The sequence below is a fragment of the Pectobacterium wasabiae CFBP 3304 genome, assembly GCF_001742185.1.
GTDB lineage: Bacteria > Pseudomonadota > Gammaproteobacteria > Enterobacterales > Enterobacteriaceae > Pectobacterium > Pectobacterium wasabiae.
On the sequence record NZ_CP015750.1, the window covers coordinates 3,180,089 to 3,205,883 of the forward strand.

The window sequence follows — 25,795 nt, forward strand, 5'->3', positions numbered from 1 at the left end:
TTATCCCTCGGCTCCTTTGTGCGAGCTATGCTCGCCCATGTTCATACCCTCACCATGTTGCATGTTTTCATCGGGCTTCATGCCTTCACCATGATGTTGCATGTTCATGTCGTTGCCTATGAATTTGCGAATAATATTATTGAACAAATCCGGCTGGACACTGGAGAAGTATTCGATAGGATGGAATTCACTTGGCTTAGCCAACGTATTGAATTCATCCATGCTATTCAGTGTCTTGGCGGACGCACGAACGTTCGCAACCCACTGATCGAATTCCTGTTGGGTTGGTGTGGCAATCGCGGTGAACTTCATACCAGAGAAGCCTTTACCACTATAACCGCCAGAGATACCGTCATATTTGCCCGGTTCATTAGCGATTAAATGGAGCTTCGTCTGCATTCCAGCCATGGCGTAAATCTGTCCACCAAGACGAGGGATGAAGAAGGAGTTCATCACTGAGTCGGATGTGATCTTGAATGCAACAGGCACGTTGGCAGGGAAAGCCAATTCGTTAACCGTAGCGATACCAAGGTCCGGGTAAACAAACAACCATTTCCAGTCAAGCGAAACGACTTCGACATTGATAGGTTTGACGTCTGATACCAGCGGCTTGTACGGATCAAGCGAGTGAGTCGTCTTCCAGGTAATCGTGCCAAGAATAACGATAATGATAATTGGTACAGTCCAAACTACTGCTTCTATCTTATTGGAGTGTGACCAGTTCGGGGTATATTTTGCCTTTTCATTGGAAGCACGGAACTTCCAGGCAAAAGCTATCGTCATAACGATAACGGGGATCACAACGATCAACATCAGCCCGATGGCAGTCAGTATTAGCGATCGTTGTTCTAACCCGATCTCTCCTTTGGGGTTCATCAGCGCCATATCGCAACCGCTCAGCAGAGCAGTGGCTGCAAATAAAGACAGCATCCCAAAAATTTTATTGTATTTCTTGAGTCTCATCTAGCGACCTCAATAACAAGGGCTCTATTGTCATTTCATGCGAGCGGGCATTTTACGGGAAGGTTACTGCACTGTAAACATGATTAAGGTTATGTCAGCCGATTGTTGCCGTTTTTTGCCCTTAATGTCACAAAGATAGCTAAAATAAAAATGATATTGAAAAACAGCAAATTAAGTAGCTACCCAGATGAGAGTATGGATGGATAATAAGAAATTACAACTTGCCGTAACGCTTATTTTCTATTTTTAGTTTGGCGGGATTTTTGCCCAATCTGTGTTTTTGATAACGAATGAAATTAGTTCTGGAGAGATTTTACGAGGAAATAAAATTTCCTCTAGCAAGATAATTATGAAAAAAATAATTAAATAAAGGAATGGTGTAATAGGTTCAGGCAGCAAAAGCGCTGCCTGAACGAATATCAGTTAGTGTACGGACGACTTGGACGTTCGCCTGAGTGACAAATAGTCCAGCAGACTACCGAAGAAAATGCCCAGCAGGGCGAGTGCGCCGCCTGCGGCGAGCAGATATTCCGCCAACAGCGGCAATGAAGACCACGCCAGCGTATTACTGATGAGCAAGATGAGCCACAGCGCCAGTAATATCACCCCTAGCCCTAACACACGTAAGGCTTTTTCGTAATAATTCTGGAAGTGTGTGCGTAACTGAAAGGTGTCTGTTTTCTGGGTGAATTCCAGCGTCTCGCGGCAAATCATTAGGATCGCCAGGCCTGGTAATGCAGCAAAAATCGAGAACAGATAGAACCATGCCCAGCCGTAGGATTCGACAAACCAGCCAGCAATAGGGCCAACGTAAACCCGTCCGACAGCCGCAAGGGCAGAAAGTAGGGCAAATTGTGTGGCCGAAAATGATTTATTACACAGCGTCATCAACAGGGCGACAAACGCTGCCGTGCCCATCCCACCACAGAGGTTTTCCAGGAAAACCGCGCTGGCCATGGTGAGCAGGCTTTTATCCGTGATAGCCAGCAGCCAGTATCCTGCATTGGAAACCGCTTGAAGGATGCCAAACAGCATCAGCGCTCTGAACAATGAGAGCCGCTGCATGAGTAAACCGCCATAAATCGCGCCAACAATGGTGGCGAAGAGTCCAAGCGTTTTGTTAACCAGCCCGACATCGCCGGCATTGAAACCAACGCCGCGTATCAGGAAGGTCGTCGTCAGACTGATCGCAAAAGCATCACCGAGTTTGTATAACACGATCAACAGAAGAATGAGCCAGGCGTTGTTGCGTTCGAAGAAATCGCGCAGTGGGGCAACAATCGCTTGCTCCATGGTGCGCGGCGCGGGCTGGCTATTCAATGGCTCGGGGGCGAATAGCGTGGCGAATACACCGATTAGCATTAACCCGGCCATTAACCAATAGGTTGACTGCCAGCCGAGGTAGCGATCGGCCATCCACAGTGCTAATCCGCCAGAAACCAGCATGGCAATTCGATAGCCTAATACTGAGGTAGCCGCACCTGTGCCTCGTTCTTCAGGGGGAAGTAAATCCGTCTTATAGGCATCAAAAACAATATCCTGAGACGCGGAGCAGAACGCGACCAGAACTGCCAGCGCGGCCAGCCACCAGAGATCGCGTGCCGGATTCATAAACCCCATACCAATAATCGCAGCAATCAGCAGAAGTTGACTGAGAATCAGCCAGCCGCGGCGTCGGCCAAGAAACGGTGGAGTATAGCGGTCCATCAGGGGGACCACAGGAACTTGAATACGTAGGCTTGGCCAACCAAAGAGAAAAAACCAATGGTTTTCAGATCGACGTTTTCGATGGTCATCCACGCTTGCAGCGTGCCGGATGTCAGAGCCAGAGGCAAACCGGAAGCGAAGCCAAGCAATAGCATAAAAAGCGAATTACGTTGGCTGAACAAAGTAATGATGCGACTAAGCATGAGGGATCCTTTCCCTTGCTCCGTGAGAAATCAGGAGCAAGGGAAGCGGCGTGCAGAAATTAACGGGCGTTTTCTTTGATAAACGTACTTACGGTGGTGTCTTGCGCCATGTCGTTGATGACATCGCCTAACACTGTGTTAACCGCATTGGTGATGTTTTGATTGTTGGCGGTAAACGCGCCCTGGACGTTATAGGTTGAGCGGTAGTTTTTCACCTGTTTGTTGCCATTTGCTGCTTGAGAAATAATGGAGATATCCGCTTTGGTCGTGATGTTGTAGCGCAGGTTGCCTTCGGAGACATCGGCGTACAGGTGGTTAACCACGATCTGTAAGGCTACTGGGCCGCCAGTTCCGATCATATAACCCCGCGTGGTCATTTGTTTTTCCAGCGCTTCTTGCAGCAAGAAACGCAGATCGCGGGAAGGTGTCAGCGTAAGCAGTTGGCCGTCGCGATTCACTTTCGCTAGAGCCTGATCGGCACGCTGGTCTGCACCATTGATGCTAATTGTTACGCCCATCAGCGTCGGGTCCTGAGAAGGCAGGCTAATTTGGGGGGTGATGTTCAGCGTGTTGCTTTTTGCTGCACACCCGGCAAGCAGGACAATGGCCAGAAGAGGGAAAAATAATTTTTTTAACATTCGTATTTTCTCAGTAATGATTAGTGTGGTGAGCTGACAAATATTGTTGATATCATATCATCGCCACTGGCAGGAAAAAGAGCAGATAGTAGGTAAATTGTCCTGAAACTTATCTTTTTCATGCTTTTGACATGAAAAAAACGTTTTATCACATCAAGCCCGTCGATGACATATCAGCCTGTTGCGAACATTTTTCCTCTTTACTAGGCCGTTTTTGCGCATAACAGCGTGGAAAAACGCTAAGGTTATACACTAAATAATTCGAGTTGCATGACAGAACGTTAGCGTTTTGAACAACGCAAAGCGTTGGCCCGCTAGGGCAAGGCTCACGACGGGCCGAGTATGTGAACGTAGCCAACGCGCATGCGGCTTGAAGTATGACGGGTATATAATGATTTGGGCATCGGTGAACGATAGTTATGTCGCGTTGATATCAATTTTTCCCCAAGCCAAAAGGGTAGCCGTATGATGCGTGAAACGATAGAAGAAAAGCTGCGTGTGGGTTTTGAACCCGTTCATTTAGAGGTGATTGATGAAAGCTATCGTCACAACGTACCTGCGGGGGCAGAAAGCCATTTTAAAGTTGTACTGGTTAGCGATAAATTCACGGGCGAACGCGTGATTGGGCGACACCGCTCAGTCTATGCTGTACTGGCCACGGAGCTTGCAGGCTCTGTGCATGCGTTAGCGCTCCATACGTACACGGCAAAAGAGTGGATCAGCTTGCAAAACGCAGTCCCTTCTTCACCTCCCTGTGGTGGGGCTGGCATTCTTTCTTAAGTCATGAATATGACCCGTTCCTGGTATATCGGAGCGGGTTACTGACAAAAAGTGTGAATCCATTGCTGTAATAGACCGCCTGCCGTTCTCGACTCATCCTCTCTATATCGCTATAATGCTGCGTCTATTTTTCCTGAATGTATTCGGGACGCTTCTGACTACAAGGACGGGGTTGGCAATTTCCCGGTTCTGCGAGGTTGATTCGAGCTGTGCGCCTTGGTGCCAGCCGTCTAAATTAGTCTTGCTGTCGTGAGGGTTTTTCGTCGCGAGAATAGTTTTGGGGTTGACCGATCACTGTGATTTTTTGAGGTAACAAGATGCAAGTTTCAGTTGAAACCACTCAAGGTCTGGGACGTCGCGTAACGATTACCGTTGCTGCTGACATCATTGAGAGTGCGGTGAAGAGCGAACTGGTCAACGCGGCCAAAAAAGTACGTATTGACGGTTTTCGTAAAGGCAAAGTGCCGATGAATGTTGTTGCTCAACGTTATGGTGCCTCTGTGCGTCAGGACGTATTGGGTGACCTGATGCAGCGCAACTTTGTTGACGCTATCATCAAAGAAAAGATTAATCCGGTTGGCGCGCCTAACTATATCCCTGGCGAATACGCTGTCGGTGGCGACTTCACTTACTCTGTTGAGTTTGATGTATACCCAGAAGTCGAACTGAAAGGTCTGGATGCAATCGAAGTTGAAAAACCAGTTGTTGAAGTGACTGACGCTGACGTTGATACCATGCTGGACACGCTGCGTAAGCAACAGGCTACCTGGAAAGAAACTGACGGCGCTGCGGCGGCGGAAGATCGTGCCACTATCGATTTCACTGGCTCTATTGACGGTGAAGTTTTCGAAGGCGGAGAAGCATCCGACTTTGTTCTGGCAATGGGCCAGAATCGCATGATCCCAGGCTTTGAAGATGGCATCGTTGGGCATAAAGCGGGCGAAGAATTCACGATCAACGTGAACTTCCCAGAAGATTACCACGCTGAAAACCTGAAAGGAAAAGCGGCTCAGTTCGCTATCGTCCTGAAGAAAGTTGAAGAGCGTGAGCTGCCTGAACTGACTGAAGAATTCATCAAGCGTTTCGGCGTGGCTGATGGTTCTCAGGAAGGTCTGCGTGCTGAAGTTCGTAAAAATATGGAACGTGAGCTGAAAGGCGCGGTGCGTAACCGTGTGAAAACTCAGGTTCTGGACGGGCTGATCGGCGCAAACGACATCGAAGTGCCTGTTGCTCTGATCGATGGCGAAATTGATGTTCTTCGCCGTCAGGCTGCACAGCGTTTTGGTGGCAACGAGAAGCAAGCGCTGGAGTTACCGCGCGAGCTGTTCGAAGAGCAAGCTAAACGCCGTGTTGTGATCGGTCTGCTGCTGGGCGAAGTCATCAGCAGCAATGAGCTGAAAGCTGACGAAGCACGCGTTAATGCACTGATCGAAGAGATGGCTTCTGCTTACGAAGATCCGCAAGAAGTTATCGAGTTCTACAGCAAGAATAAAGAGCTGCTGAACAACATGCGTAACGTCGCGCTGGAAGAGCAAGCGGTAGAAACTGTGCTTGCCAAAGCGAAAGTGGTTGAGAAATCAGTAAGCTTCAACGAACTGATGAACCAAACGACTACGGCATAAGCCTTGTTGATCTCAACATCGCTTATTGTGTAGCGGGGATAGTTCCCTATTAAAAGCCCGTGCCTTATGGCGCGGGCTTTTTGCTTATAGTTTTATGCCATCTTGATGCAGATGATTAGCGTTTGGACGCTACATTATCTCCGCTATTCCCGCCGAGAAGACTCAAGGCATGATTGCCTGAAATTGCACTACTATTAACTCAGCGAAGAATTTATCAGGTCAGGCAAAGAGTTAAACCACAGATTTACTGTGCCGATAACGTGTTAATAATAAAATAATTGGCTCTTTAATACAGAGCGATTGATAGTGTAAGCTTGAAATACAATGTATGTGCCCCCACTCATTGAAGAGGAAAAGTTGGCACAGCAGGTAAAGATTATCGGCTGTTGGGTTGTTCAACAGGGGCTCAGGGGCGGAGTAGGGCAGGGTTCCATAGTCATCCCCTCCTATCTCTAGTAGAATTGAGCAATGCAATGATTGAACAACGCAATAAGAGTGCCGGACGCATTTTATCTAGGAGACGTGAATGTCATACAGTGGCGAACAAGAAAGGCAAGCACCTCATATGGCGTTAGTGCCGATGGTGGTTGAACAGACCTCGCGTGGGGAACGTTCTTACGATATCTATTCCCGTCTGCTAAAAGAACGGATAATCTTCCTGACTGGTCAGGTGGAAGATTACATGGCGAATCTGGTTGTGGCACAGATGCTGTTTCTGGAAGCCGAAAACCCAGAAAAAGACATTTATCTGTACATTAACTCACCCGGTGGCGTTATTACTGCGGGTATGTCCATTTACGATACCATGCAGTTTATCAAGCCAGATGTCAGCACGATCTGTATGGGACAGGCTTGTTCAATGGGCGCGTTCCTGCTGACGGCAGGTGCCAAAGGCAAACGTATTTGCTTGCCTAACTCGCGCGTCATGATTCACCAGCCGCTGGGCGGTTTCCAGGGGCAGGCAACGGATATTGAAATCCATGCCAAAGAAATACTGAAAGTGAAAGCCAAAATGAATGAGCTGATGGCGAAACACTCGGGGCAACCTCTTGAAGCGATAGAGAGAGACACGGAGCGCGATCGTTTCCTCTCTGCAAGTGAGGCAGTAGAATACGGTTTGGTAGACTCCGTATTCACTAACCGTGGGTAATTATTCGCCATATTAGCGGTCTGATATGGCTAAAACTCAGTGTTCGACCGATAGTCTGTTGTGCGAAGTTATTTTACGTGTATTGGCTATAAGTATCGGCGTTCGTTGTAGCGGTATCGCTGTGGTTGGCCTGCGGGCAAAAGATGAAAAGAGGTTTGACTCATGACAGATAAGCGCAAAGACGGTTCAGGAAAGTTACTGTACTGCTCTTTTTGCGGCAAAAGCCAGCATGAAGTGCGTAAGCTGATTGCCGGGCCGTCGGTGTATATCTGCGATGAATGTGTTGACTTGTGTAACGACATTATTCGCGAAGAAATTAAGGAAGTAGCGCCCCACCGTGAGCGCAGTGCGTTGCCGACGCCACACGAAATTCGCCACCACCTTGACGATTACGTCATTGGCCAAGAGCAGGCCAAAAAGGTGTTGGCCGTTGCGGTCTATAACCACTATAAACGCTTGCGTAATGGTGACAGCAGCAACGGGATCGAACTGGGTAAAAGTAACATCCTGCTGATCGGTCCGACAGGGAGCGGTAAAACGCTGTTGGCCGAAACGCTGGCGCGCTTCTTAGATGTCCCGTTCACCATGGCGGATGCGACCACGCTGACTGAAGCGGGTTACGTCGGTGAAGACGTTGAAAACATCATTCAGAAGCTGCTGCAGAAGTGCGATTATGATGTGCAGAAAGCGCAGCGTGGGATTGTCTATATCGATGAAATCGACAAGATTTCTCGTAAGTCAGACAACCCATCGATCACCCGTGATGTGTCTGGTGAAGGCGTGCAGCAGGCGCTGCTGAAGCTGATCGAAGGGACGATTGCCGCGGTTCCGCCGCAGGGTGGTCGCAAGCATCCGCAGCAGGAGTTCTTGCAGGTTGATACCTCCAAGATCCTCTTCATCTGTGGTGGTGCGTTCGCGGGGCTGGACAAAGTAATCGAGCAGCGTACCGATACAGGTCGCGGCATTGGTTTCAATGCGACGGTTAAAGGATCGGCTGAAAAAGCGACCGAAGGCGAACTGTTGAGCCATGTTGAGCCGGGTGATTTGATCAAATTTGGTTTGATTCCTGAGTTCATTGGACGTCTACCGGTTGTTGCAACGCTGAGAGAATTGAGCGAAGACGCGTTGATTCAGATTCTGCGTGAGCCGAAGAATGCGCTGACCAAACAGTATCAGGCGCTGTTCAATCTGGAAGGCGTTGAGTTGGAGTTCCGCGATGAAGCGCTGACGGCGATTGCGAAGAAAGCGATGGTACGTAAAACAGGTGCGCGTGGTTTGCGTTCTATTGTTGAAGCCGCGTTGCTGGAAACGATGTACGATCTGCCATCGCTGGAAAGTGTGGATAAAGTTGTTATTGATGAATCTGTGATTGCTGGGCAGTCGGAGCCATTGCTGATCTATGGCAAGCCCGAGACACAGCAGGCTTCTGGCGAATAATTAATCAATCAAGCTGAATCAAAAAATAAAAATGGGGGATTTTATCCCCCATTTGTTTTTACACGTATTCTGATTGTTGAATGTGAGATATTTATCCCCATATACTCAAATACCTATTTGATGAAACCGTGAAAACCGCGTTTCACGAGATTCCCATAACCTGGCGGAAACGAAACTAAGAGAGAGCTCTATGAACCCTGAGCGTTCCGAACGCATAGAAATCCCCGTATTGCCCTTGCGCGATGTGGTGGTTTATCCGCACATGGTCATTCCGTTGTTTGTTGGTCGGGAGAAATCGATTCGGTGCCTTGAAGCCGCAATGGATCATGACAAGAAGATCATGCTGGTGGCACAGAAAGAAGCTTCAACGGATGAGCCAAGTATTAACGATCTTTTCTCTGTAGGAACGGTAGCCTCAATTCTTCAAATGCTGAAACTGCCTGACGGTACGGTAAAAGTGCTGGTCGAGGGGTTACAGCGTGCGCGTATTACGACGCTCTCTGATAGCGGTGAGCATTTCGCTGCACACGCCGAATATCTTGATTCCCCGGCGATTGACGAGCGTGAGCAGGAAGTTCTCATGCGTACGGCGATCAATCAGTTTGAGGGATACATCAAACTGAACAAGAAGATCCCGCCGGAAGTGCTGACATCGCTGAACAGCATTGATGATGCTGCACGTTTAGCCGACACCATTGCTGCGCACATGCCGCTGAAATTGTCCGATAAGCAGTCTGTACTTGAAATGTTCGACATCACTGAACGTTTGGAGTACCTGATGGCGATGATGGAATCCGAAATTGACCTGTTGCAGGTAGAAAAACGGATCCGTGGCCGCGTTAAGAAACAAATGGAAAAAAGCCAGCGTGAGTACTATCTGAATGAGCAAATGAAAGCTATTCAGAAAGAGTTGGGCGAGATGGATGACGCACCCGATGAGATCGAGGCGTTAAAACGCAAGATTGAAGCGGCAAAGATGCCGAAAGACGCACGTGAAAAAGCCGAAGCAGAGTTACAAAAGCTGAAAATGATGTCGCCAATGTCGGCGGAAGCGACGGTGGTGCGTAGCTATATTGACTGGATGGTGCAGGTGCCGTGGAATGCGCGCAGCAAAGTGAAAAAAGATTTGCTGAAAGCGCAGGAAATGCTGGATACCGACCATTATGGTCTGGATCGCGTCAAAGAACGTATCCTAGAATATCTCGCAGTACAGAGTCGTGTCAGCAAGATCAGAGGGCCGATTCTGTGTCTGGTAGGGCCTCCTGGCGTGGGTAAAACGTCGCTCGGTCAGTCGATTGCCAAAGCGACTGGACGCCAGTATGTGCGCATGGCACTGGGGGGCGTGCGTGACGAAGCGGAAATCCGTGGGCACCGCCGTACCTATATCGGTTCAATGCCGGGCAAACTGATCCAGAAAATGGCGAAAATCGGTGTGAAAAACCCGTTATTCCTACTGGATGAGATCGACAAAATGTCTTCCGACATGCGTGGCGATCCGGCTTCTGCCTTGTTGGAAGTGCTCGATCCTGAGCAGAACGTTGCGTTTAACGATCACTATCTGGAAGTCGATTACGATCTGTCCGATGTGATGTTTGTTGCCACGTCTAACTCCATGAATATCCCGGCACCGTTGCTTGACCGTATGGAAGTCATTCGTCTTTCCGGCTATACCGAAGATGAAAAACTGAATATCGCCAAACAGCATTTGGTGCCGAAACAGATCGAGCGTAATGCGCTGAAAAAGGGTGAATTGTCGGTAGAAGACAGCGCGATTGTTGGTATTATCCGTTATTACACGCGTGAAGCTGGCGTGCGTAGCCTGGAGCGTGAAATCTCCAAACTGTGCCGTAAAGCAGTGAAAACGCTGTTGATGGATAAATCGACTAAGCACATCCAGGTTTCGGGCGATAACCTTAAGGATTTTCTTGGGGTACAGCGCTTTGACTATGGTCGCGCGGACGATGAAAATCGCGTAGGGCAGGTGACAGGTCTGGCTTGGACAGAGGTCGGTGGCGATCTGCTGACGATTGAAACCGCTTGTGTGCCGGGTAAGGGTAAGTTGACCTACACCGGTTCATTGGGCGAGGTCATGCAGGAGTCGATTCAGGCTGCGCTGACCGTGGTTCGTGCCCGTGCGGAAAAATTAGGCATCAACGCTGATTTTTATGAGAAACGTGATATTCACGTTCACGTTCCGGAAGGTGCGACGCCGAAAGACGGGCCGAGCGCGGGTATTGCTATGTGTACGGCACTGGTTTCTTGTCTGACAGGCAATCCGGTGCGTGCGGATGTGGCGATGACGGGAGAGATTACCCTGCGCGGTTTGGTATTGCCGATCGGCGGCCTGAAAGAGAAATTGCTTGCTGCACACCGCGGTGGAATCAAGACGGTATTGATTCCAGATGATAACAAGCGCGATCTGGAGGATATCCCACAGAACGTGATTGCCGATCTGGAAATTCATCCGGTGAAACGTATCGAGGAAGTGTTGGCGTTAGCGTTGCTGAATGCGCCTTCTGGCATCCAGGTGGTCTCGCCCCCTAAGGCCAGAACCAAAGCCAAGGCAAAATAGTGACCTGTCGCAAAAACCCTTGAGAAAATCAGGGCTGGTGAGTGAAATCGTGCTTGCCAGCTTTTTTTTGTACCGCTAAGTTAGAGCACTGTTAGTTTTAGCCGTAACTGGCTAAGCATGACAGTATTGATAATACGTGTCGCGTCTTGGGACATTGAAGCGCGATAAGAGAATTCCAGAGGGGATGACAGAGTGAACAAGTCACAATTGATCGACAAAATTGCCGCAGATGCTGATATTTCCAAAGCGGCAGCAGGACGTGTGTTAGATGCAATTATTGGTTCCGTTACCGAATCCCTGAAAGAAGGGGATGATGTTGCCTTAGTTGGTTTTGGTACTTTCTCAGTGCGTGAACGTGCTGCCCGTACCGGTCGTAACCCGCAAACGGGTAAGGAAATCAGTATCCCTGCGGCAAAAGTACCAGGATTCCGTGCTGGTAAAACGCTGAAAGACGCCGTTAACTGATTATTACGTCACAGGTTTGGTTGATAACCACTTTGGGTGCCAAACAATACCTGACGCAATGATATTGGTAGGGTAAGATACGAGGCGCATCATTTTGTGATGTGCCTTTTATTTATATAGAACTATACATACCCGACACACGGCGGAACGTGGCTAAGGCGACGTTAAAACAGCAAGCATTGTTTTCTAAATTAAACAGAGCAACTGTTGTTGTGTGGTGGGCAATAAGCTTAAGTGCGCCCTAGCCTTGTATTGGGCTATAGCAATCGCAAGGATGCATGGCTCCGGCCAGCGCAGGGAGTTTTATCCATTCTACAGCGGAGTGTTGTCACATTATGATGGACAATTTACGTACGGCCGCGAATAACGTCGTGCTCAAAATTATTCTTGCTTTGATCATCGCATCATTCGTTTTAACTGGCGTTGGTGATTATCTTATTGGTGGTTCCGGAGATTACGCTGCAAAGGTGAACGGGCAGGAAATTACCCGCGGACAGCTTGAGCAGGCGGTACAGAACGAACGCAGTCGTCAGCAGGAAGCCTTGGGAGAGAATTTCTCTATCCTGGCTAGCAATGACGGTTACATGCAGCAATTGCGTAAGCAGGCACTCTCCCAACTGATTGATGAAACCTTGCTGGATCAGTATGCCAACAAGCTGGGGTTGAACATCAGCGATGAGCAAATCAGACAGGCGATCTTTGACGTTCCCGCGTTTCAGACAAACAACCGTTTTGATAATGAAAAATATTTAGATCAGGTTCGCCGCCTTGGTGTAACGCCGGAGATGTATGCTCAGATGTTACGCAAGCAATTGACTTCACAACAGTTGATTCGTGGTTTTGGCAATACCGCATTCCTGCTGCCGCAGGAGATCGATAATCTGGTGAAACTGGCTGCACAAGATCGCGTTGTTCGTGTAGCAACCATTGATGTCGCTGCCAAGGCGAAAGCCCTGACGGTTGCTGATGATGAAGTACAGAGCTATTACGATCAAAATAAAGGGAGTTTCATCGCACCAGAAGAATTCAAAGTCAGCTATATCACGCTGGATGCTGCAAGCATCATGGACAGTGTGAAGATAGATGATAAGGCCATCAATGATTTCTACGAGCAGAATAAGAACGACTATTCCCAACCTGAACGCAAAAAATTCAGCGTCATTCAGGTGAAGAATGAGACCGATGCAACGTCTGTTCTGGATGCGTTGAAGCAAGGTGGTGATTTCGCTACGCTGGCGAAAGAGAAATCAACCGACATCATTTCGCGCCGTAATGGTGGCGATCTGGGGTGGATGGACGAAAACAGCACGATTGATGAGCTTAAGCAGGCAAAACTGACGGAGAAAGGTCAGGTTTCCGCAGCAATTAAATCCTCTGTTGGCTACCTTATTGTGCGTCTGGATGATGTTCAACCGCAGCAGGTCAAACCGCTGAGCGAAGTGCGTGCTGAGATCGCTGAGAAAGTGAAGCACGAAAAAGCGCAGGATGGGTTTTATGCGCTACAACAAAAAGTGAGTGAAGCGGCTAGCAATGACAACGAGTCCCTGGCTTCAGCAGAAGAAGCTGCGGGTGTTAAAGCAACGCAGACCGACTGGTTTACGCGTGAGCAGGTTCCTGCTGCACTGAACTTCAAGCCGGTAACGCAATCCATCTTTAGTGGCGCGCTGCTGGGAGAAAATGGTGCTGCGGGCAATAACTCCGATGTGATTAACGTTGACGGTGACCGTGCTTTTGTTCTGCGTATTACCGAACATAAGCCTGAAAGCACTCGTCCTCTGGATCAGGTTCGTACCGAGATCGTAGAGGTGCTTAAACGTCAGAAGGCTGAGCAGCAGGCTCGCGTAGACGCTGAAAAAATTCTGGCTGAGCTAAAACAAGGTAAAGACGACGCACTTAAAGCCGCAGGATTGAGCTTTGGTCAGGCAAAAACGCTGTCTTCTATCTCTCAAGGCGATGCAACGGCAGAGGCTATTTTTGCTATGCCGCATCCAGAGAAAGATAAGCCATCTTATACGATTACCCAGGATCAGGCGGGTAACATCGTGTTGGCTGCGCTGGATAGCGTAACGCCCCATCAGCTAAATGATGAGCAAAAAACACAGTTTGCCAGCCAGGTTCAGCAAGGTTCTCTGGGCGCGTTGTTCGATTCTCTACTGTCCAGTTTACGTAGTGAAGCGAAAATCAAGATGGGTGCTGCGGCGCAGGAACAGCAATAAGCTCCGCAAAAATTTGCAAATCGTTGCAACAATCAAAGGCCGCTTTCGCGGCCTTTTCCACATTTAAATTCTGCTGTTTGCGATGTTGGTTGGCCTGCTGCAAGGTAGCCGTGCTGTCACACACATGGAGGAAACAGCATGAAAAAATCAGGAATAAAAGCACTGTGCTTAATCATTGGAATGAGTTTGTCTGGGTTGCCATTACTGGGTCAGGCGGCACCTAAAGCCGCTGACAGTACAGCGACGGCGGTGAAGTCTGCACCAACAGATCAGAAAGCGGAAAAAGCAACGCTTCCTGATGGTGATGAGGATAAGGTAAGCATTAATATGGCGGGGGCGGCTGAGTTGGCTGAAATCATGAACGGTGTCGGCCTTAAAAAGGCGGAGGCGATCGTTAGCTACCGTGAACAAAATGGTCCTTTTACCCAGATCGATCAATTAACTGAGGTTCCAGGAATCGGAGCAGCGTTAGTTGAGCGTAATCTCCCTCGGTTAAAGCTGTAATGCTTTTAAAACCGTGATGCTTTTAAAACTGTGATATCAGTCGCAGCCCAGTCGAGCACCTCCTCTGGGCTGCGAACCTCTGCTAGGCTAATTATCAGATCATACCCGTTATTGATTCTGTCACAGGAGCATTCACACGATGCAGACGTTTATCACCGTTCGTGGCTATCACATTGATGTTTATCAGCACGTTAATAACGCGCGCTATCTGGAATTTCTGGAAGAGGCGCGTTGGCAGTGGTTGGAAACGTTGCCTGCCTTTGGCTGGATGCAGAGTAACAATATTGCTTTCGTGGTGGTCAATATCAATATTAACTATCGCAAGCCTGCCGTTCTCGGTGATGTGCTGCGTATTGATAGTGAGCTACTGCAGATAAATACGAAAAGCGGGGTGATCAGTCAGAAGATAACCCGAGAGTCTGATGAAAGTGATGTGGTTGATGCCACGCTGACGTTTGTCTGCATTAATTTATTGACGCAGAAAGCGCTGCCGCTGGAGGGAGTACTGCTGGAGCACTTAAACGAGATCCGTTGTTAGCATAGGCAGCAGGGCACCCCTGTACGATGCGGCCTGCTGGTTTTACTTTGTCGTATAGGTTCTGCGTGGTGCCGCCTCAGCGTAACCCTACTTTCTGCTTTAGTGACGCCATCACAGTTTCGGCATCATTTTGATATTGTGCGAGTCCATTTGCGCGTAAATGACAGGCGGCACACTGGCCACATCCATCACCTTTGATGCCGTTATAGCAGGTTAGCGTGTGATAACGCACGGTATTGAGTTGCTGATAATAATCCGCCAGCGCCCAGGTCTCAGCCTTATTGAGCCACATCAGCGGGGTTTCAAAACGGATATTACGGGCAATACCTAAAACAATGGCCTGATTCAGTGCCTTGACGAATTCGTCCCGACAATCTGGGTAACCGGAAAAGTCGGTCTCACACACGCCGGTAATGATGGCTTCTGCACCAACCTGATAGGCGTAGATAGAAGCGAGTGTCAGGAAAAGAATGTTTCTTCCTGGCACGAAGGTATTGGGGATACCGTGCGCATTGGCGTCATAATCAGGGACAGGGATGCTATCACGCGTCAGACTGCTGGTGGCGAGTTCATTCAGCAAGCCGACGTCCAGAACCTTATGCGCCGTTGCCCCCAGTTTCTGGCTCAGTTCCCGAGCGACATCAATTTCGGCACGGTGGCGTTGCCCATAATCGAAGGTGATGCAGTGAACATCATCATAATGTTGCAGAGCTTGGATCAGGCAAGTTGTGGAGTCTTGTCCACCGCTAAAAACGACAACAGCACGCTTCATTCTTCATTCACCTTAACGCGACGTTAACCGCAATACGTTTGTAATGCACTGCGGTAGAAAGCCGCTATTTTACCTGAAAAATGGTCTGTATTCAGCGCTGCGGCTGCGTGCCGAATAAACGGACCTTACGCCAGGTTAGCTTCAGGCACTAGATGAAATATCTCCGGGCTATTCAGGGTATTAAGGTAAGGAGTAATGTCGCCGATATTTTTTTCTACCCAACTGCTGTTGTAGTAGGTGTCCAAATAGCGTTCGCCGCTGTCGCATAGCAAGGTTACGATCGCGCCTTTTTGGCCACGATTAACCATTTCTTTGGCCAATTGCAGCATCCCCCAGACGTTGGTGCCGGTAGAAGCGCCTGCCTTGCGACCTAACACGCTTTCCAGCCAGTATAGTGTGGCGATGCTGGCGGCGTCCGGTACTTTGATCATGCGATCAATGACGCCAGGAATAAAAGAGGGCTCGGCCCGCGGGCGACCAATACCTTCTATCCGACTACCGCACGGGCCAGTGATAGAACGGTCCCGTTTCTGGTAACAGTCGTAGAAGACGGAGTTTTCTGGATCGACGACGACCAGTTGTGTATCCAGCCCCTGATAGCGAATGTAGCGCCCGAGCGTTGCTGACGTGCCGCCCGTTCCCGCGCTCATCACGATGTAGTCCGGTACAGGATGCGGCTCACGTGCCATTTGTCGGTAAATGCTGTCAGCGATATTGTTATTGCCACGCCAGTCAGTGGCGCGTTCCGCATAGGTGAACTGATCCATATAATGGCCGTTCATCTCTTGTGCTAACTGTTCGGATGCTGCATAGATTTGCCCTGCCTGTTCGACAAAATGGCAGCGTCCACCATAGAAAGCGATTTGCTCGATTTTTCTTTTTGCCGTGCAGGAGGGCATGACGGCGATAAACGGTAGGCCGAGCAAGCGTGCAAAATAGGCTTCTGACACGGCAGTGCTGCCAGATGACGCTTCGATAATTGGCGTGCCTTCTTTAACCCAGCCGTTGCACAAGCCGTAGAGAAACAAAGAGCGGGCCAGACGATGCTTTAGGCTGCCGCTGGGATGTGTGCTTTCATCTTTGAGGTAAAAATAAATACCGGGGTAATCCGGCAGGGTCAGACGGATAAGATGTGTGTCAGCCGAACGCTGAAAATCTGCTTCGATAGCGCTGATGGCATTTTTAACCCAGGCATTGGTCATGATGGAAACTCGATTAGGCAGTGATGCGAATAGATTAACGAGTTTTCAGGATAAAAAAATTATCTTTTTATCTCTTCATGACCAATTTAATGAAATTATTTTCCCCTTTTATTGTTTATTTGGGGATTTATTTTCTATTAATGTTCTATGGCGTGTGGCTATCCAAAAATCATGGCAATGGCTGCGGCTATGGCGACGAGAGCCATTAAAGTAAATGCCATATTGATGGCACTAATAATAAAAGGGAATGCGATTACGGCGATGCCGAGCATTGCTGAGCTAATGCAAGATCTGGCCGATTCACGGCGAGTGAAGCCGAAAACAGCGAAAATAATCGCGAGACAGCCTAATGCGGATGTCGCGGCAATGACGAGTCGTTGTTCATTGAATGATGGCTCGGGGCGCTGTGTCTGGGGAGCTTTCCCCATCAGTCTGTCTAGGGTTGTGTCTCGGATAGAAACAATTTTCTCTGCGACCCGCTCTTCAATGGAAACCTCGGGCTTTGATGGCCCTGTCCAAAAGTAGGTGACGGAAATAAGCAGTGCCAATGCGCCAAGAACCATCCCAATCGTGCTGAATTTACTCTTTTTATCTGTTGTCATCGTTTCGCCACTCCTGATTGGCATAAAATACGTTGTTGGTCGATATCGTCATAAATCGTAGAATTCAACCAGCCCGTTTATCGTATCACCTTCTGTGAAAAACAATGAAATATCATACTATACAGTTGGTTATATTTTCCTTCCGCAACAAAGGCTATTTACTGCTGTTATCCGTGAAGGTTGAAGATGGTTTTTGTAGGAAGAACAATACTTTTCTCTCTTAATGGGAGAAAGTAGAGGAAAATTTTCTATGGAGTGGCGCTATGTTGGATAAAATTGATCGCACATTGCTGAATATGCTGCAACAGGACTGTACGCTTTCGCTACAAACGTTGGCCGATGCGGTTAATTTGACATCCACACCGTGCTGGAAACGTCTGAAGCGTCTGGAAGAGGAGGGGATCATCCGGGCGCGGGTGGCGCTGTTAGATAATGAACGTCTGGGGCTTGGGTTGACGGCGTTTGTCTTATTAAAGACGCAGCAGCATAACCGTGACTGGTATCAGACATTTACTCGCGTGGTCTCCGATATGCCGGAGGTGTTAGCTTTCTATCGCATGGCCGGTGAATACGATTACCTGATGCAGGTTCAGGTTGCTGATATGAAAAGCTATGATGATTTTTATAAGCGGTTAGTGAATGGTATTCCCGGGCTGGTCGATGTAACATCCAGTTTCGCTATGGAACGAATCAAGCATACCACGGCACTGCCTTTATCCCTGTGATTCATCATCCATACTCGTCATACTTCAAGTTGCATGTGCGTTGGCAGCATTACTCGATACACTGGCGTGTGGCTCGCCCCGTTGGGGCCGCTGCAAGCAGCGTTCAAACTAGCCTCTGGCTGGTTTGTCAGTCACCCGAATCACTTACTTGAGTAAGCTCATCGGGATTCCTTCTTTTGCCGCGTTACGATGCACATTGCTGAGCATCGCCCTAGCGGGCCAACGCGAAGCGTTGTTCAAAACGAGTACGTTTTGTCCTGAAACTTGAATTATTTAGTGTATATCCGTTTTTTGTATAATCACTTTTCTGAGCCTGCCATGGCCCGTCTGACTATTGGAACAAAAACTGCGTGAGACTGTTTGCTCAACTAAGTTGGTATTTTCGCCGCGAATGGCGTCGCTATCTGGGGGCTGTCGCACTACTCATTGCGATTGCCATTCTGCAATTACTGCCTCCAAAACTGGTTGGCGTGATTGTCGATGGTGTGACACAACAGGGTATGTCGATGGCCGAAATGATGCAGTGGATTGGCGTGATGCTACTGACTGCGGTCATGGTCTATTTACTGCGCTACGTGTGGCGAGTGTTCCTGTTTGGTGCGTCTTACCAGCTAGCGGTTGAGTTACGAGAAGATTTTTACCGCCAGTTAAGTCGCCAACATCCTGCATTTTACCAACGTCATCGTACCGGCGATCTCATGGCGCGTGCCACTAATGATGTCGATCGCGTGGTGTTTGCTGCCGGAGAGGGGGTGCTGACGCTGGTCGATTCGATGGTGATGGGCTGTGCTGTGCTGGTGGTTATGTGTACTCAGATTAGTTGGGAGCTCACCCTGCTAGCGCTGCTCCCGATGCCTATCATGGCACTTTTCATCAAACGTTACGGCACCCAACTGCATAACCGTTTTAAATCTGCACAGGCGGCGTTTTCTTCGCTTAACGATCAGGCGCAGGAAAGTTTGACCAGCATCCGGATGATTAAAGCCTTTGGATTGGAAAACTATCAATCAGCGCGTTTCGCGCAAGTTGCCGCAGATGCTGGTGCCAAAAACATGCACGTTGCCCGGGTTGATGCTCGTTTCGATCCCACCATTTATATTGCCGTCGGATTGTCGAATTTGCTGGCTATTGGCGGCGGCAGTTGGATGGTGATCAACGGTTCGCTGACGTTAGGTTTGTTGACCAGTTTCGTCATGTATTTGGGATTGATGATATGGCCGATGCTGGCGCTGGCTTGGATGTTTAATATTGTTGAGCGCGGCAGTGCGGCATACGGCCGCATTCGACAACTACTCGCGGAAGAATCGGTGGTGAAAGACGGCGAGGAATCATTGCCTGCCGAGCGGGGCGTGCTCGCGGTGAATATCTCCGCGTTTCACTACCCTGATAATACCCGTGATGCTTTAAAAAATATTCAATTTACGTTGGCACCGGGCAATATGCTGGGATTATGCGGGCCGACAGGATCGGGGAAAAGTACGCTGCTGGCGTTGATTTTACGTCATTTTGATAGCCGCCCGGGAGATATTCGTTATCACGATCGTCCATTGAGCGCCATTCGGTTGGATGAACTGCGCGGTCGTTTTGCCGTTGTGGGACAAATGCCTTTTCTGTTCTCCGATACGGTGGCACAAAATATTGCACTGGGTCGACCAGATGCCACGCAGCAAGAGATTGAACAAGCTGCGCGGCTTGCTAGCGTACACGATGATATTTTGCGTTTACCTCAGGGTTACCAGACAGAAGTTGGCGAGCGCGGCGTGATGCTATCTGGTGGTCAAAAACAGCGTATTGCGATTGCTCGAGCATTATTGCTAGATGCTGAGATTTTGGTGCTGGACGATGCGTTGTCTGCGGTTGATGGACGAACGGAGCATCAGATTTTGCAAAATCTTAAAACATGGGGTGAGAAACGAACGCTGATCATCAGCGCACATCGTTTGTCGGCCCTAACCGAAGCGGATGAAATCGTGGTGTTGCAACAAGGGCAAACAGTACAGCGTGGTACACATCGGACGCTAGCGGCACAGTCCGGTTGGTATCGGGATATGTATCGTTATCAACAGTTGGAGGCCGCGCTGGATGATGTACCGCAGTCAGAAGGAACGACAAATGAATAGCCCTCAACCGTTTTGGCCGACTCTTAAGCGCCTGCTGGCCTATAGCTCTCCCTGGCGGAAAACGCTGATATTCGGTGTCCTGATGCTGTGGGTTGCCGCTATTGCTGAAGTCTCAGGCCCCGTGTTGGTAAGCTATTTCATTGACGATCTGGTGGCAAAAGGCCAATTCCCGCTGGCGATTGCGGCAGGTCTGGCAATGGCCTATATTTTGCTGAATATTTTGGCCGCCTCGCTGCACTATTTCCAGACGCTGTTGTTTAATCGAGTCGCCGTTGGCGTCGTGCAGCAACTGCGTATTGATGTGATGGATGCGGCTTTGCGTCAGCCGCTGAGTACATTTGATACGCAACCTGTCGGGCAGTTGATTTCACGTGTCACCAATGACACCGAGGTGGTTAAAGATCTCTACGTCATGGTGGTATCAACGGTATTACGCAGCGCGACCCTGGTAGGGGCAATGCTGGTGGCGATGTTCAGCCTGAGCTGGCAAATGGCTCTGGTTGCGTTGATGATTTTCCCAGCAGTAGCGACGGTCATGGCGCTCTACCACCGTTTTAGTACGCCGATTGTGCGTAAGATTCGGCGCTATCTAGCAGACATTAATGATGGTTTCAACGAAGTGATTAATGGCATGGGCGTCATTCAGCAATTCCGCCAGCAGGCGCGTTTTGGTAAGAAACTCGGCGCAGCAAGCGATGAGCATTACGAAGCGCGCATGAAGGCCTTGCGTTTGGAGGGATTCTTGCTACGGCCGCTGCTGAGTCTGTTTGCCGCAATGGTTCTCTGCGGGTTGTTGATCCAGTTTGGTTTTAGCTCGGTTGGAGCGGTTGGTGTTGGGGTTTTGTATGCTTTTATCAATTACCTTGGCCGTTTGAATGAACCGCTAATTGAGTTGACGACCCAGCAATCGATGTTGCAGCAGGCGGTTGTTGCTGGCGAGCGCATCTTTGAATTGATGGATGGTGCAAAGCAAGGCTACGGAAGCGACGATCGTCCTATGGTCTCAGGGCGTGTTGATATTAACGATGTCTCTTTCTCTTATGGCACAGAAAAACGTGTGCTACAGCATATCTCTCTGACGATACCCGATCGTGGGTTCGTCGCATTGGTAGGGCATACCGGCAGTGGAAAAAGCACATTAGCTAGTTTGCTTATGGGGTATTACAGCCCGGATGAGGGCGAGATTCGGCTTGATAACCGACCGTTATCGACGTTGGCCCATAGTGTCTTGCGCCAAAATGTGGCAATGGTGCAGCAGGATCCTGTAGTGCTGGCGGAGTCCATGTTTGTGAATGTGACTCTGGGGCGCGATATTAGCGAAGAGGCCGTCTGGCGCGTGCTGGAGGTGGTGCAACTTGCTGAGCTGGTTCATGATTTCCCCGACGGATTACATACGCGTCTAGGTGAGCAGGGGAATAATCTGTCTACCGGACAAAAGCAACTGTTGGCGATTGCGCGGGTACTGGTGCAAACGCCTAAAATCCTGATTCTCGATGAGGCGACGGCGAATATTGACTCGGGTACGGAGCAAGCGGTGCAAAAGGCGCTGCGTATCATTAGGGAACAGACAACCTTAATTATCATTGCACACCGGCTTTCCACCATCGTTGAGGCCGACACGATTATGGTGCTTCATCATGGACAAACCGTTGAGCGGGGAACGCATGAGCAACTGCTGCAACAGCAGGGGCGTTATTATCAAATGTATCAGTTGCAACTGGCCGGGGAGGATCTCGCTACCCCCAGCATCGAGCCTTTCCCTGTATAACACGACTATCTGTAATTCCACGGTCTGCACCGCGTCGAGTAGTGCAGACCAACAGTCCGTTCATGACTTCGCACCATCAGTAAGCACATCATTCTGCTTTTTGCTCACGCTGCACTGAAAATACACTTTGCGCACTTATTTGGTGCAATTGTTGCCCCGAATTCTTCATTATTCCTTTTCTGCCGCATTTGCTTTTGCTCTTTTCTCTCTCTAATCGCGTTCTCCTTCCTGATTTATGCCAGATAAATCATTTATGGCACACTGTTTGCTTTAATCATTGCGTAGACCGACTTCATAGAGCGCGTAATCGAACAAGTGGCGGGCGAAAGCCTGAACGTAATGGCTAGGGGGAAGATAAATGAAACTGGTTACTGTGGTGATAAAACCATTCAAGCTGGAAGATGTCCGTGAAGCGTTATCTTCTGTCGGCATCCAGGGGCTCACCGTCACTGAGGTGAAAGGATTTGGTCGTCAGAAAGGGCACGCGGAGCTATACCGTGGCGCAGAATACAGCGTTAACTTTTTACCCAAGGTAAAAATTGATATCGCGATTGCAGACGACCAATTGGATGAAGTGATCGACGTCATCAGCAAAGCCGCGTACACCGGAAAAATTGGTGATGGCAAAATTTTTGTCGCCGAGTTGCAAAGGGTTATCCGTATTCGTACGGGTGAAACTGACGAAGCCGCACTTTAACAACACCTAACGTAGATACGTAAATAGGGATGGATGAAAATGAAAAAACGACTCTCTTCATTAGGTCTCGGTGTGGCGGCATTACTCCCGACCTGGGCAATGGCAGCGACACCGACGATTGATAAAGCGGATAACGCTTTTATTATGATTTGTACCGCGCTGGTACTTTTTATGACTATACCGGGCATCGCACTGTTTTATGGCGGCCTGATCCGTTCTAAGAACGTTCTGTCCATGATGACGCAGGTGAGCGTCACGTTCGCAATGGTCTGTATCCTGTGGGTCGTTTATGGATATAGCCTGGCCTTCAGCGAAGGTAACGCCTTCTTCGGTGGGTTCAGCACATTTATGCTGAAAGGCATTGGGATTGAGTCTATCAGTGGCACCTTCTATCAGTTTGTACACGTAGCGTATCAGGCTTCCTTCGCCTGCATCACCGTTGCGCTGATTGTCGGGGCGATTGCTGAGCGTATTCGTTTCTCTGCGGTACTGATTTTCGTTGCGCTGTGGCTGACATTCTCTTATCTGCCAATGACGCACATGGTATGGGGCGGTGGTTATCTGGCTGCGGATGGCGCGCTGGACTTTGCTGGCGGCACGGTCGTTCACATCAACGCTGCGGTTGCTGGGTTAGTTGGTGCTTACCTGTTGGGTAAACGTGCCGGTTTTGGCAAAGAAGCCTTCAAACCGCATAACCTGCCGATGGTGTTTATCGGTACGGCGATCCTGTATATCGGCTGGTTTGGCTTCAATGCGGGTTCTGCGGGCGCTGCCAACGGTATTGCTGCTCTGGCTTTCCTGAACACGGTTGTCGCTACCGCTGCTGCCATTCTGGCATGGGTTGGCGGTGAGTGGTTGGTACGCGGTAAACCTTCTCTACTGGGTGCGTGCTCTGGCTGTATTGCAGGTCTGGTGGCCATTACCCCAGCAGCGGGTACGGTGGGCGTAGGGGGGGCATTGATCATCGGTCTGGCTGGTGGCGTTGCAGGTCTGTGGGGCGTAACGGTACTGAAAAGATGGCTGCGCGTGGATGACCCATGTGACGTGTTCGGTGTTCACGGCGTGTGCGGTATTGTTGGCTGTATCCTGACCGGAGTATTCACGTCGGCATCGCTGGGCGGAACAGGCTATGCAGAAGGTGTGACAATGGCGCACCAGATTTGGGTACAGTTGTTCAGCGTGATTGTTTGCCTAGTGTGGTCTGGCGTGGTGGCATTCGTTGCCTTCAAAGTGGCGGATATGATTGTCGGTCTGCGTGTTCCTGAAGAGCAAGAGCGCGAGGGTCTGGACGTTAACAGCCATGGCGAGAGCGCTTACAACCAGTAAGTGAGTGAGATAGACAGTGAACAGGCGTGGGGAAACTCCACGCCTGTTTTGCTTTACAGCTAACGTTATTCAAATTGCGTCGTTTTAGCATGCAATAAGCCTGTCGGCAGATTTATTGCTGGCGGCGACGCATAACGCCTTCCTGCATACTGGATGCAACCAGTACGCCTTCCCGAGTATAGAATTGCCCGCGCACGAAGCCACGAGCACCGGATGCGGACGTACTTTCCACGGTATAGAGCAGCCAGTCATCCAGTCGGAAATTCCGGTGGAACCACATTGAGTGATCAATCGTGGCAACCTGCATTCCCGCTTCTAAAAAACCGACGCCATGAGGCTGTAAGGCAGTGAGTAAGAAATTGCAGTCAGAGGTATAGCCCAGCAGATATTGATGAATACGCTTATCATCCGGCAGCGGACTGCTGGCACGGCACCAAACGTGTCTCACGGGTTCGTCTACTTCACCCTTTAGCGGGTTATGAAATTTAACCGGCCGCATCTCAATCGGGCTGGCCTGAATAAATTTATCGCGAAAGCGGGGCGGCAGAAGATGTTGCATATCCTGCGCAATTGCTTGTTCGGATTTCAGATCTTCTGGCGGTGCGACGTTTGGCATCACATTTTGGTGCTCAAACCCTTCCTCATGGCTTTGAAAAGAAGCGGTCATATAAAAAATGGGCCGACCATTCTGGATAGCGCTAACGCGTCGGGCGCTAAAACTGTTGCCATCACGCAGGTTTTCAACGTCATAAATAATCGGTTTCTGACTATCGCCGGGCAACAAAAAGTAGCTGTGGAAAGAGTGAATGTTGCGCTCGATCGGAACGGTCTGTTTGGCGGCTGACATCGCCTGCCCCACGACTTGCCCACCAAAGACCTGGCGCAGCCCCAAATCATCGCTTTGCCCGCGAAATAGTCCTTCTTCGAGTTTCTCTAAATGCAGGAGGTCGAGAAGGTGTTGTAGTGATTGACTCATGGTATCGGCCTCAATGGATGCGAATGGCTGGTTATCTGTTTGTTTTTTAATGTATAAAATAGCTGGCTATGTCTTTTTACTGCAATAAATGTGCGAATTTAAGGAAAATATCAGAATTTTGCACCATCATTATTGCGTTGGTTGAATCATACTATTTATGACTACCCGTTTTCGATGCTGGTAGTCTGACAATAATAAAGGAGACTGACCGAATGAAATTATGGCATATCTTAGGCAGTATCACGTTATCGATGACTCTGGTTGCCTGTGCACAGAGAAGTGATTATGGCGTTTCTCCTCAGACTGGCGCACCTGTTACCTCTGTTTCTTCACAGCGCCCGGCTGTCGCAATGCCTGCGGTAACGGGTACAGTGAATATCCGTCAGCGTATTGCGCTACCTCACAGCGCGGTTTTGACCGTTACGGTGTCTGATGCATCGCTGGCAGATGCGCCTTCAAAAGTGATTACTCAGCGTGTGACGCGTACAGAAGGAAAGCAGGCTCCTTTCCAATTCGAGTTACCGTATAACCCGGCTGATATTCAGCCCAATGCGCGTATCTTACTCAGCGCGGCGATTGCGATCGATAATCGTGTTGTCATGGTGACGGAGAACGTCTTACCCGTTATTAGCAACGGGATAAATAACGCCGATTTGGTATTGGTACCTGTTGCTTCAGTTCCGTTACCCGCGAAAAGCCAGGGATCGATGATATCCAATCCGGTGAATGAAACCCCTCATATGCTCCAGGGGCAACCGGCTTCATCCTCTACGGTTCCTGCGCAGCCAATCTGGTAATTCATCGGGATACGC

Annotated in this window: 21 protein-coding genes and 1 pseudogene; 15 read left to right on the top strand and 7 right to left on the bottom strand. The window is 49.4% G+C overall.

The genetic code is table 11. The features are described from left to right. The 3 genes and pseudogenes from cyoA to A7983_RS14365 form a co-directional block, all read right to left on the bottom strand. On the bottom strand, positions 1 to 963 hold the full coding sequence (cyoA, locus tag A7983_RS14355; RefSeq protein WP_005976023.1) for a cytochrome o ubiquinol oxidase subunit II: 963 nt from the start codon (positions 961 to 963) through the stop codon (positions 1 to 3). A gap of 423 nt (positions 964 to 1,386) precedes the next feature. After that, positions 1,387 to 2,873: pseudogene (ampG, locus tag A7983_RS14360) on the bottom strand (muropeptide MFS transporter AmpG). Between the two features lie 59 nt (positions 2,874 to 2,932). Next, positions 2,933 to 3,511 carry a lipoprotein gene (locus A7983_RS14365; protein WP_005976025.1) on the bottom strand — a complete coding sequence of 193 codons (579 nt, stop codon included), beginning with the start codon at positions 3,509 to 3,511 and terminating at the stop codon, positions 2,933 to 2,935. 465 nt (positions 3,512 to 3,976) lie between these two features. On the opposite strand from A7983_RS14365, the gene bolA reads away from it, so the two are divergent. The 9 genes from bolA to A7983_RS14410 all read left to right on the top strand — a co-directional run bounded on the left by bolA (position 3,977) and on the right by A7983_RS14410 (position 14,795). Next, complete coding sequence (bolA, locus tag A7983_RS14370) at positions 3,977 to 4,291, top strand: transcriptional regulator BolA (RefSeq protein WP_005976026.1); 315 nt, start codon at positions 3,977 to 3,979, stop codon at positions 4,289 to 4,291. A 317-nt stretch (positions 4,292 to 4,608) separates the two neighbouring features. Further along, positions 4,609 to 5,913: a trigger factor gene (gene tig, locus A7983_RS14375; protein ID WP_005976027.1), complete on the top strand. Its 1,305-nt coding sequence runs from the start codon at positions 4,609 to 4,611 to the stop codon at positions 5,911 to 5,913. A 526-nt stretch (positions 5,914 to 6,439) separates the two neighbouring features. Beyond that, positions 6,440 to 7,063, top strand: a complete 624-nt coding sequence (gene clpP, locus A7983_RS14380; RefSeq protein ID WP_005976028.1) for an ATP-dependent Clp endopeptidase proteolytic subunit ClpP — start codon at positions 6,440 to 6,442, stop codon at positions 7,061 to 7,063. 162 nt (positions 7,064 to 7,225) lie between these two features. After that, entirely contained in the window at positions 7,226 to 8,500 is a 1,275-nt protein-coding gene (gene clpX, locus A7983_RS14385; protein WP_005976029.1) for an ATP-dependent protease ATP-binding subunit ClpX, read from the top strand. A gap of 190 nt (positions 8,501 to 8,690) precedes the next feature. Then, positions 8,691 to 11,072: an endopeptidase La gene (gene lon / locus A7983_RS14390; protein ID WP_005976030.1), complete on the top strand. Its 2,382-nt coding sequence runs from the start codon at positions 8,691 to 8,693 to the stop codon at positions 11,070 to 11,072. Between the two features lie 192 nt (positions 11,073 to 11,264). Beyond that, positions 11,265 to 11,537, top strand: coding sequence for a nucleoid-associated protein HU-beta (gene hupB / locus A7983_RS14395; RefSeq protein WP_005976031.1), 273 nt, complete (start codon positions 11,265 to 11,267; stop codon positions 11,535 to 11,537). Between the two features lie 335 nt (positions 11,538 to 11,872). Further along, positions 11,873 to 13,753 carry a peptidylprolyl isomerase gene (gene ppiD / locus A7983_RS14400; RefSeq protein WP_005976033.1) on the top strand — a complete coding sequence of 627 codons (1,881 nt, stop codon included), beginning with the start codon at positions 11,873 to 11,875 and terminating at the stop codon, positions 13,751 to 13,753. 138 nt (positions 13,754 to 13,891) lie between these two features. After that, on the top strand, positions 13,892 to 14,257 hold the full coding sequence (locus A7983_RS14405) for a helix-hairpin-helix domain-containing protein (protein WP_005976034.1): 366 nt from the start codon (positions 13,892 to 13,894) through the stop codon (positions 14,255 to 14,257). A 139-nt stretch (positions 14,258 to 14,396) separates the two neighbouring features. Next, positions 14,397 to 14,795 carry an acyl-CoA thioesterase gene (locus A7983_RS14410; RefSeq protein ID WP_005976035.1) on the top strand — a complete coding sequence of 133 codons (399 nt, stop codon included), beginning with the start codon at positions 14,397 to 14,399 and terminating at the stop codon, positions 14,793 to 14,795. A 76-nt stretch (positions 14,796 to 14,871) separates the two neighbouring features. Here the strand turns inward: A7983_RS14410 and queC are convergent, their stop codons facing one another. From queC to A7983_RS14425, 3 genes are all read right to left on the bottom strand, one after another. Further along, positions 14,872 to 15,567, bottom strand: coding sequence for a 7-cyano-7-deazaguanine synthase QueC (queC, locus tag A7983_RS14415; protein ID WP_005976036.1), 696 nt, complete (start codon positions 15,565 to 15,567; stop codon positions 14,872 to 14,874). Between the two features lie 125 nt (positions 15,568 to 15,692). Continuing rightward, positions 15,693 to 16,769 (bottom strand): PLP-dependent cysteine synthase family protein, encoded by a 1,077-nt coding sequence (locus A7983_RS14420; protein WP_005976037.1) that lies wholly within the window; start codon positions 16,767 to 16,769, stop codon positions 15,693 to 15,695. A gap of 158 nt (positions 16,770 to 16,927) precedes the next feature. Then, positions 16,928 to 17,371 (bottom strand): hypothetical protein, encoded by a 444-nt coding sequence (locus A7983_RS14425; protein WP_005976039.1) that lies wholly within the window; start codon positions 17,369 to 17,371, stop codon positions 16,928 to 16,930. A 263-nt stretch (positions 17,372 to 17,634) separates the two neighbouring features. Between A7983_RS14425 and A7983_RS14430 the strand changes: the two genes are divergently transcribed. From A7983_RS14430 to amtB, 5 genes are all read left to right on the top strand, one after another. After that, the gene (locus tag A7983_RS14430; protein ID WP_005976040.1) at positions 17,635 to 18,096 is read left to right on the top strand and encodes an Lrp/AsnC family transcriptional regulator; all 462 of its coding nucleotides are present in this window, start codon (positions 17,635 to 17,637) and stop codon (positions 18,094 to 18,096) included. Between the two features lie 350 nt (positions 18,097 to 18,446). Then, on the top strand, positions 18,447 to 20,216 hold the full coding sequence (locus A7983_RS14435) for a SmdA family multidrug ABC transporter permease/ATP-binding protein (RefSeq protein ID WP_005976041.1): 1,770 nt from the start codon (positions 18,447 to 18,449) through the stop codon (positions 20,214 to 20,216). After that, positions 20,209 to 21,984: a SmdB family multidrug efflux ABC transporter permease/ATP-binding protein gene (locus tag A7983_RS14440; protein ID WP_039477660.1), complete on the top strand. Its 1,776-nt coding sequence runs from the start codon at positions 20,209 to 20,211 to the stop codon at positions 21,982 to 21,984. The genes A7983_RS14435 and A7983_RS14440 overlap by 8 nt, the downstream gene beginning before the upstream one ends. Before the next feature lie 358 nt (positions 21,985 to 22,342). After that, positions 22,343 to 22,681, top strand: a complete 339-nt coding sequence (gene glnK, locus A7983_RS14445; protein WP_002208627.1) for a P-II family nitrogen regulator — start codon at positions 22,343 to 22,345, stop codon at positions 22,679 to 22,681. 39 nt (positions 22,682 to 22,720) lie between these two features. Then, positions 22,721 to 24,007, top strand: coding sequence for an ammonium transporter AmtB (gene amtB / locus A7983_RS14450; RefSeq protein ID WP_005976078.1), 1,287 nt, complete (start codon positions 22,721 to 22,723; stop codon positions 24,005 to 24,007). Between the two features lie 112 nt (positions 24,008 to 24,119). Here amtB and tesB read toward each other — a convergent pair whose 3' ends face one another. Beyond that, positions 24,120 to 24,983 carry an acyl-CoA thioesterase II gene (gene tesB / locus A7983_RS14455; protein ID WP_005976080.1) on the bottom strand — a complete coding sequence of 288 codons (864 nt, stop codon included), beginning with the start codon at positions 24,981 to 24,983 and terminating at the stop codon, positions 24,120 to 24,122. Between the two features lie 212 nt (positions 24,984 to 25,195). On the opposite strand from tesB, the gene A7983_RS14460 reads away from it, so the two are divergent. Further along, entirely contained in the window at positions 25,196 to 25,780 is a 585-nt protein-coding gene (locus A7983_RS14460; protein ID WP_005976083.1) for a YbaY family lipoprotein, read from the top strand. Positions 25,781 to 25,795: the final 15 nt, after the last annotated feature.

What these genes read in the sequence shown, in the direction of transcription:
- tig (WP_005976027.1), top strand. Translation starts at nt 4,609, where the DNA reads ATGCAAGTTTCAGTTGAAACCACTCAAGGTCTGGGACGTCGCGTAACG.
- clpP (WP_005976028.1), top strand. Translation starts at nt 6,440, where the DNA reads ATGTCATACAGTGGCGAACAAGAAAGGCAAGCACCTCATATGGCGTTA.
- A7983_RS14425 (WP_005976039.1), bottom strand. Translation starts at nt 17,371, where the DNA reads ATGACAACAGATAAAAAGAGTAAATTCAGCACGATTGGGATGGTTCTT.
- cyoA (WP_005976023.1), bottom strand. Translation starts at nt 963, where the DNA reads ATGAGACTCAAGAAATACAATAAAATTTTTGGGATGCTGTCTTTATTT.
- lon (WP_005976030.1), top strand. Translation starts at nt 8,691, where the DNA reads ATGAACCCTGAGCGTTCCGAACGCATAGAAATCCCCGTATTGCCCTTG.
- A7983_RS14365 (WP_005976025.1), bottom strand. Translation starts at nt 3,511, where the DNA reads ATGTTAAAAAAATTATTTTTCCCTCTTCTGGCCATTGTCCTGCTTGCC.
- A7983_RS14405 (WP_005976034.1), top strand. Translation starts at nt 13,892, where the DNA reads ATGAAAAAATCAGGAATAAAAGCACTGTGCTTAATCATTGGAATGAGT.
- queC (WP_005976036.1), bottom strand. Translation starts at nt 15,567, where the DNA reads ATGAAGCGTGCTGTTGTCGTTTTTAGCGGTGGACAAGACTCCACAACT.
- clpX (WP_005976029.1), top strand. Translation starts at nt 7,226, where the DNA reads ATGACAGATAAGCGCAAAGACGGTTCAGGAAAGTTACTGTACTGCTCT.
- tesB (WP_005976080.1), bottom strand. Translation starts at nt 24,983, where the DNA reads ATGAGTCAATCACTACAACACCTTCTCGACCTCCTGCATTTAGAGAAA.
- A7983_RS14440 (WP_039477660.1), top strand. Translation starts at nt 20,209, where the DNA reads ATGAATAGCCCTCAACCGTTTTGGCCGACTCTTAAGCGCCTGCTGGCC.
- bolA (WP_005976026.1), top strand. Translation starts at nt 3,977, where the DNA reads ATGATGCGTGAAACGATAGAAGAAAAGCTGCGTGTGGGTTTTGAACCC.
- A7983_RS14460 (WP_005976083.1), top strand. Translation starts at nt 25,196, where the DNA reads ATGAAATTATGGCATATCTTAGGCAGTATCACGTTATCGATGACTCTG.
- ppiD (WP_005976033.1), top strand. Translation starts at nt 11,873, where the DNA reads ATGATGGACAATTTACGTACGGCCGCGAATAACGTCGTGCTCAAAATT.
- glnK (WP_002208627.1), top strand. Translation starts at nt 22,343, where the DNA reads ATGAAACTGGTTACTGTGGTGATAAAACCATTCAAGCTGGAAGATGTC.
- A7983_RS14420 (WP_005976037.1), bottom strand. Translation starts at nt 16,769, where the DNA reads ATGACCAATGCCTGGGTTAAAAATGCCATCAGCGCTATCGAAGCAGAT.
- A7983_RS14410 (WP_005976035.1), top strand. Translation starts at nt 14,397, where the DNA reads ATGCAGACGTTTATCACCGTTCGTGGCTATCACATTGATGTTTATCAG.
- amtB (WP_005976078.1), top strand. Translation starts at nt 22,721, where the DNA reads ATGAAAAAACGACTCTCTTCATTAGGTCTCGGTGTGGCGGCATTACTC.
- A7983_RS14430 (WP_005976040.1), top strand. Translation starts at nt 17,635, where the DNA reads ATGTTGGATAAAATTGATCGCACATTGCTGAATATGCTGCAACAGGAC.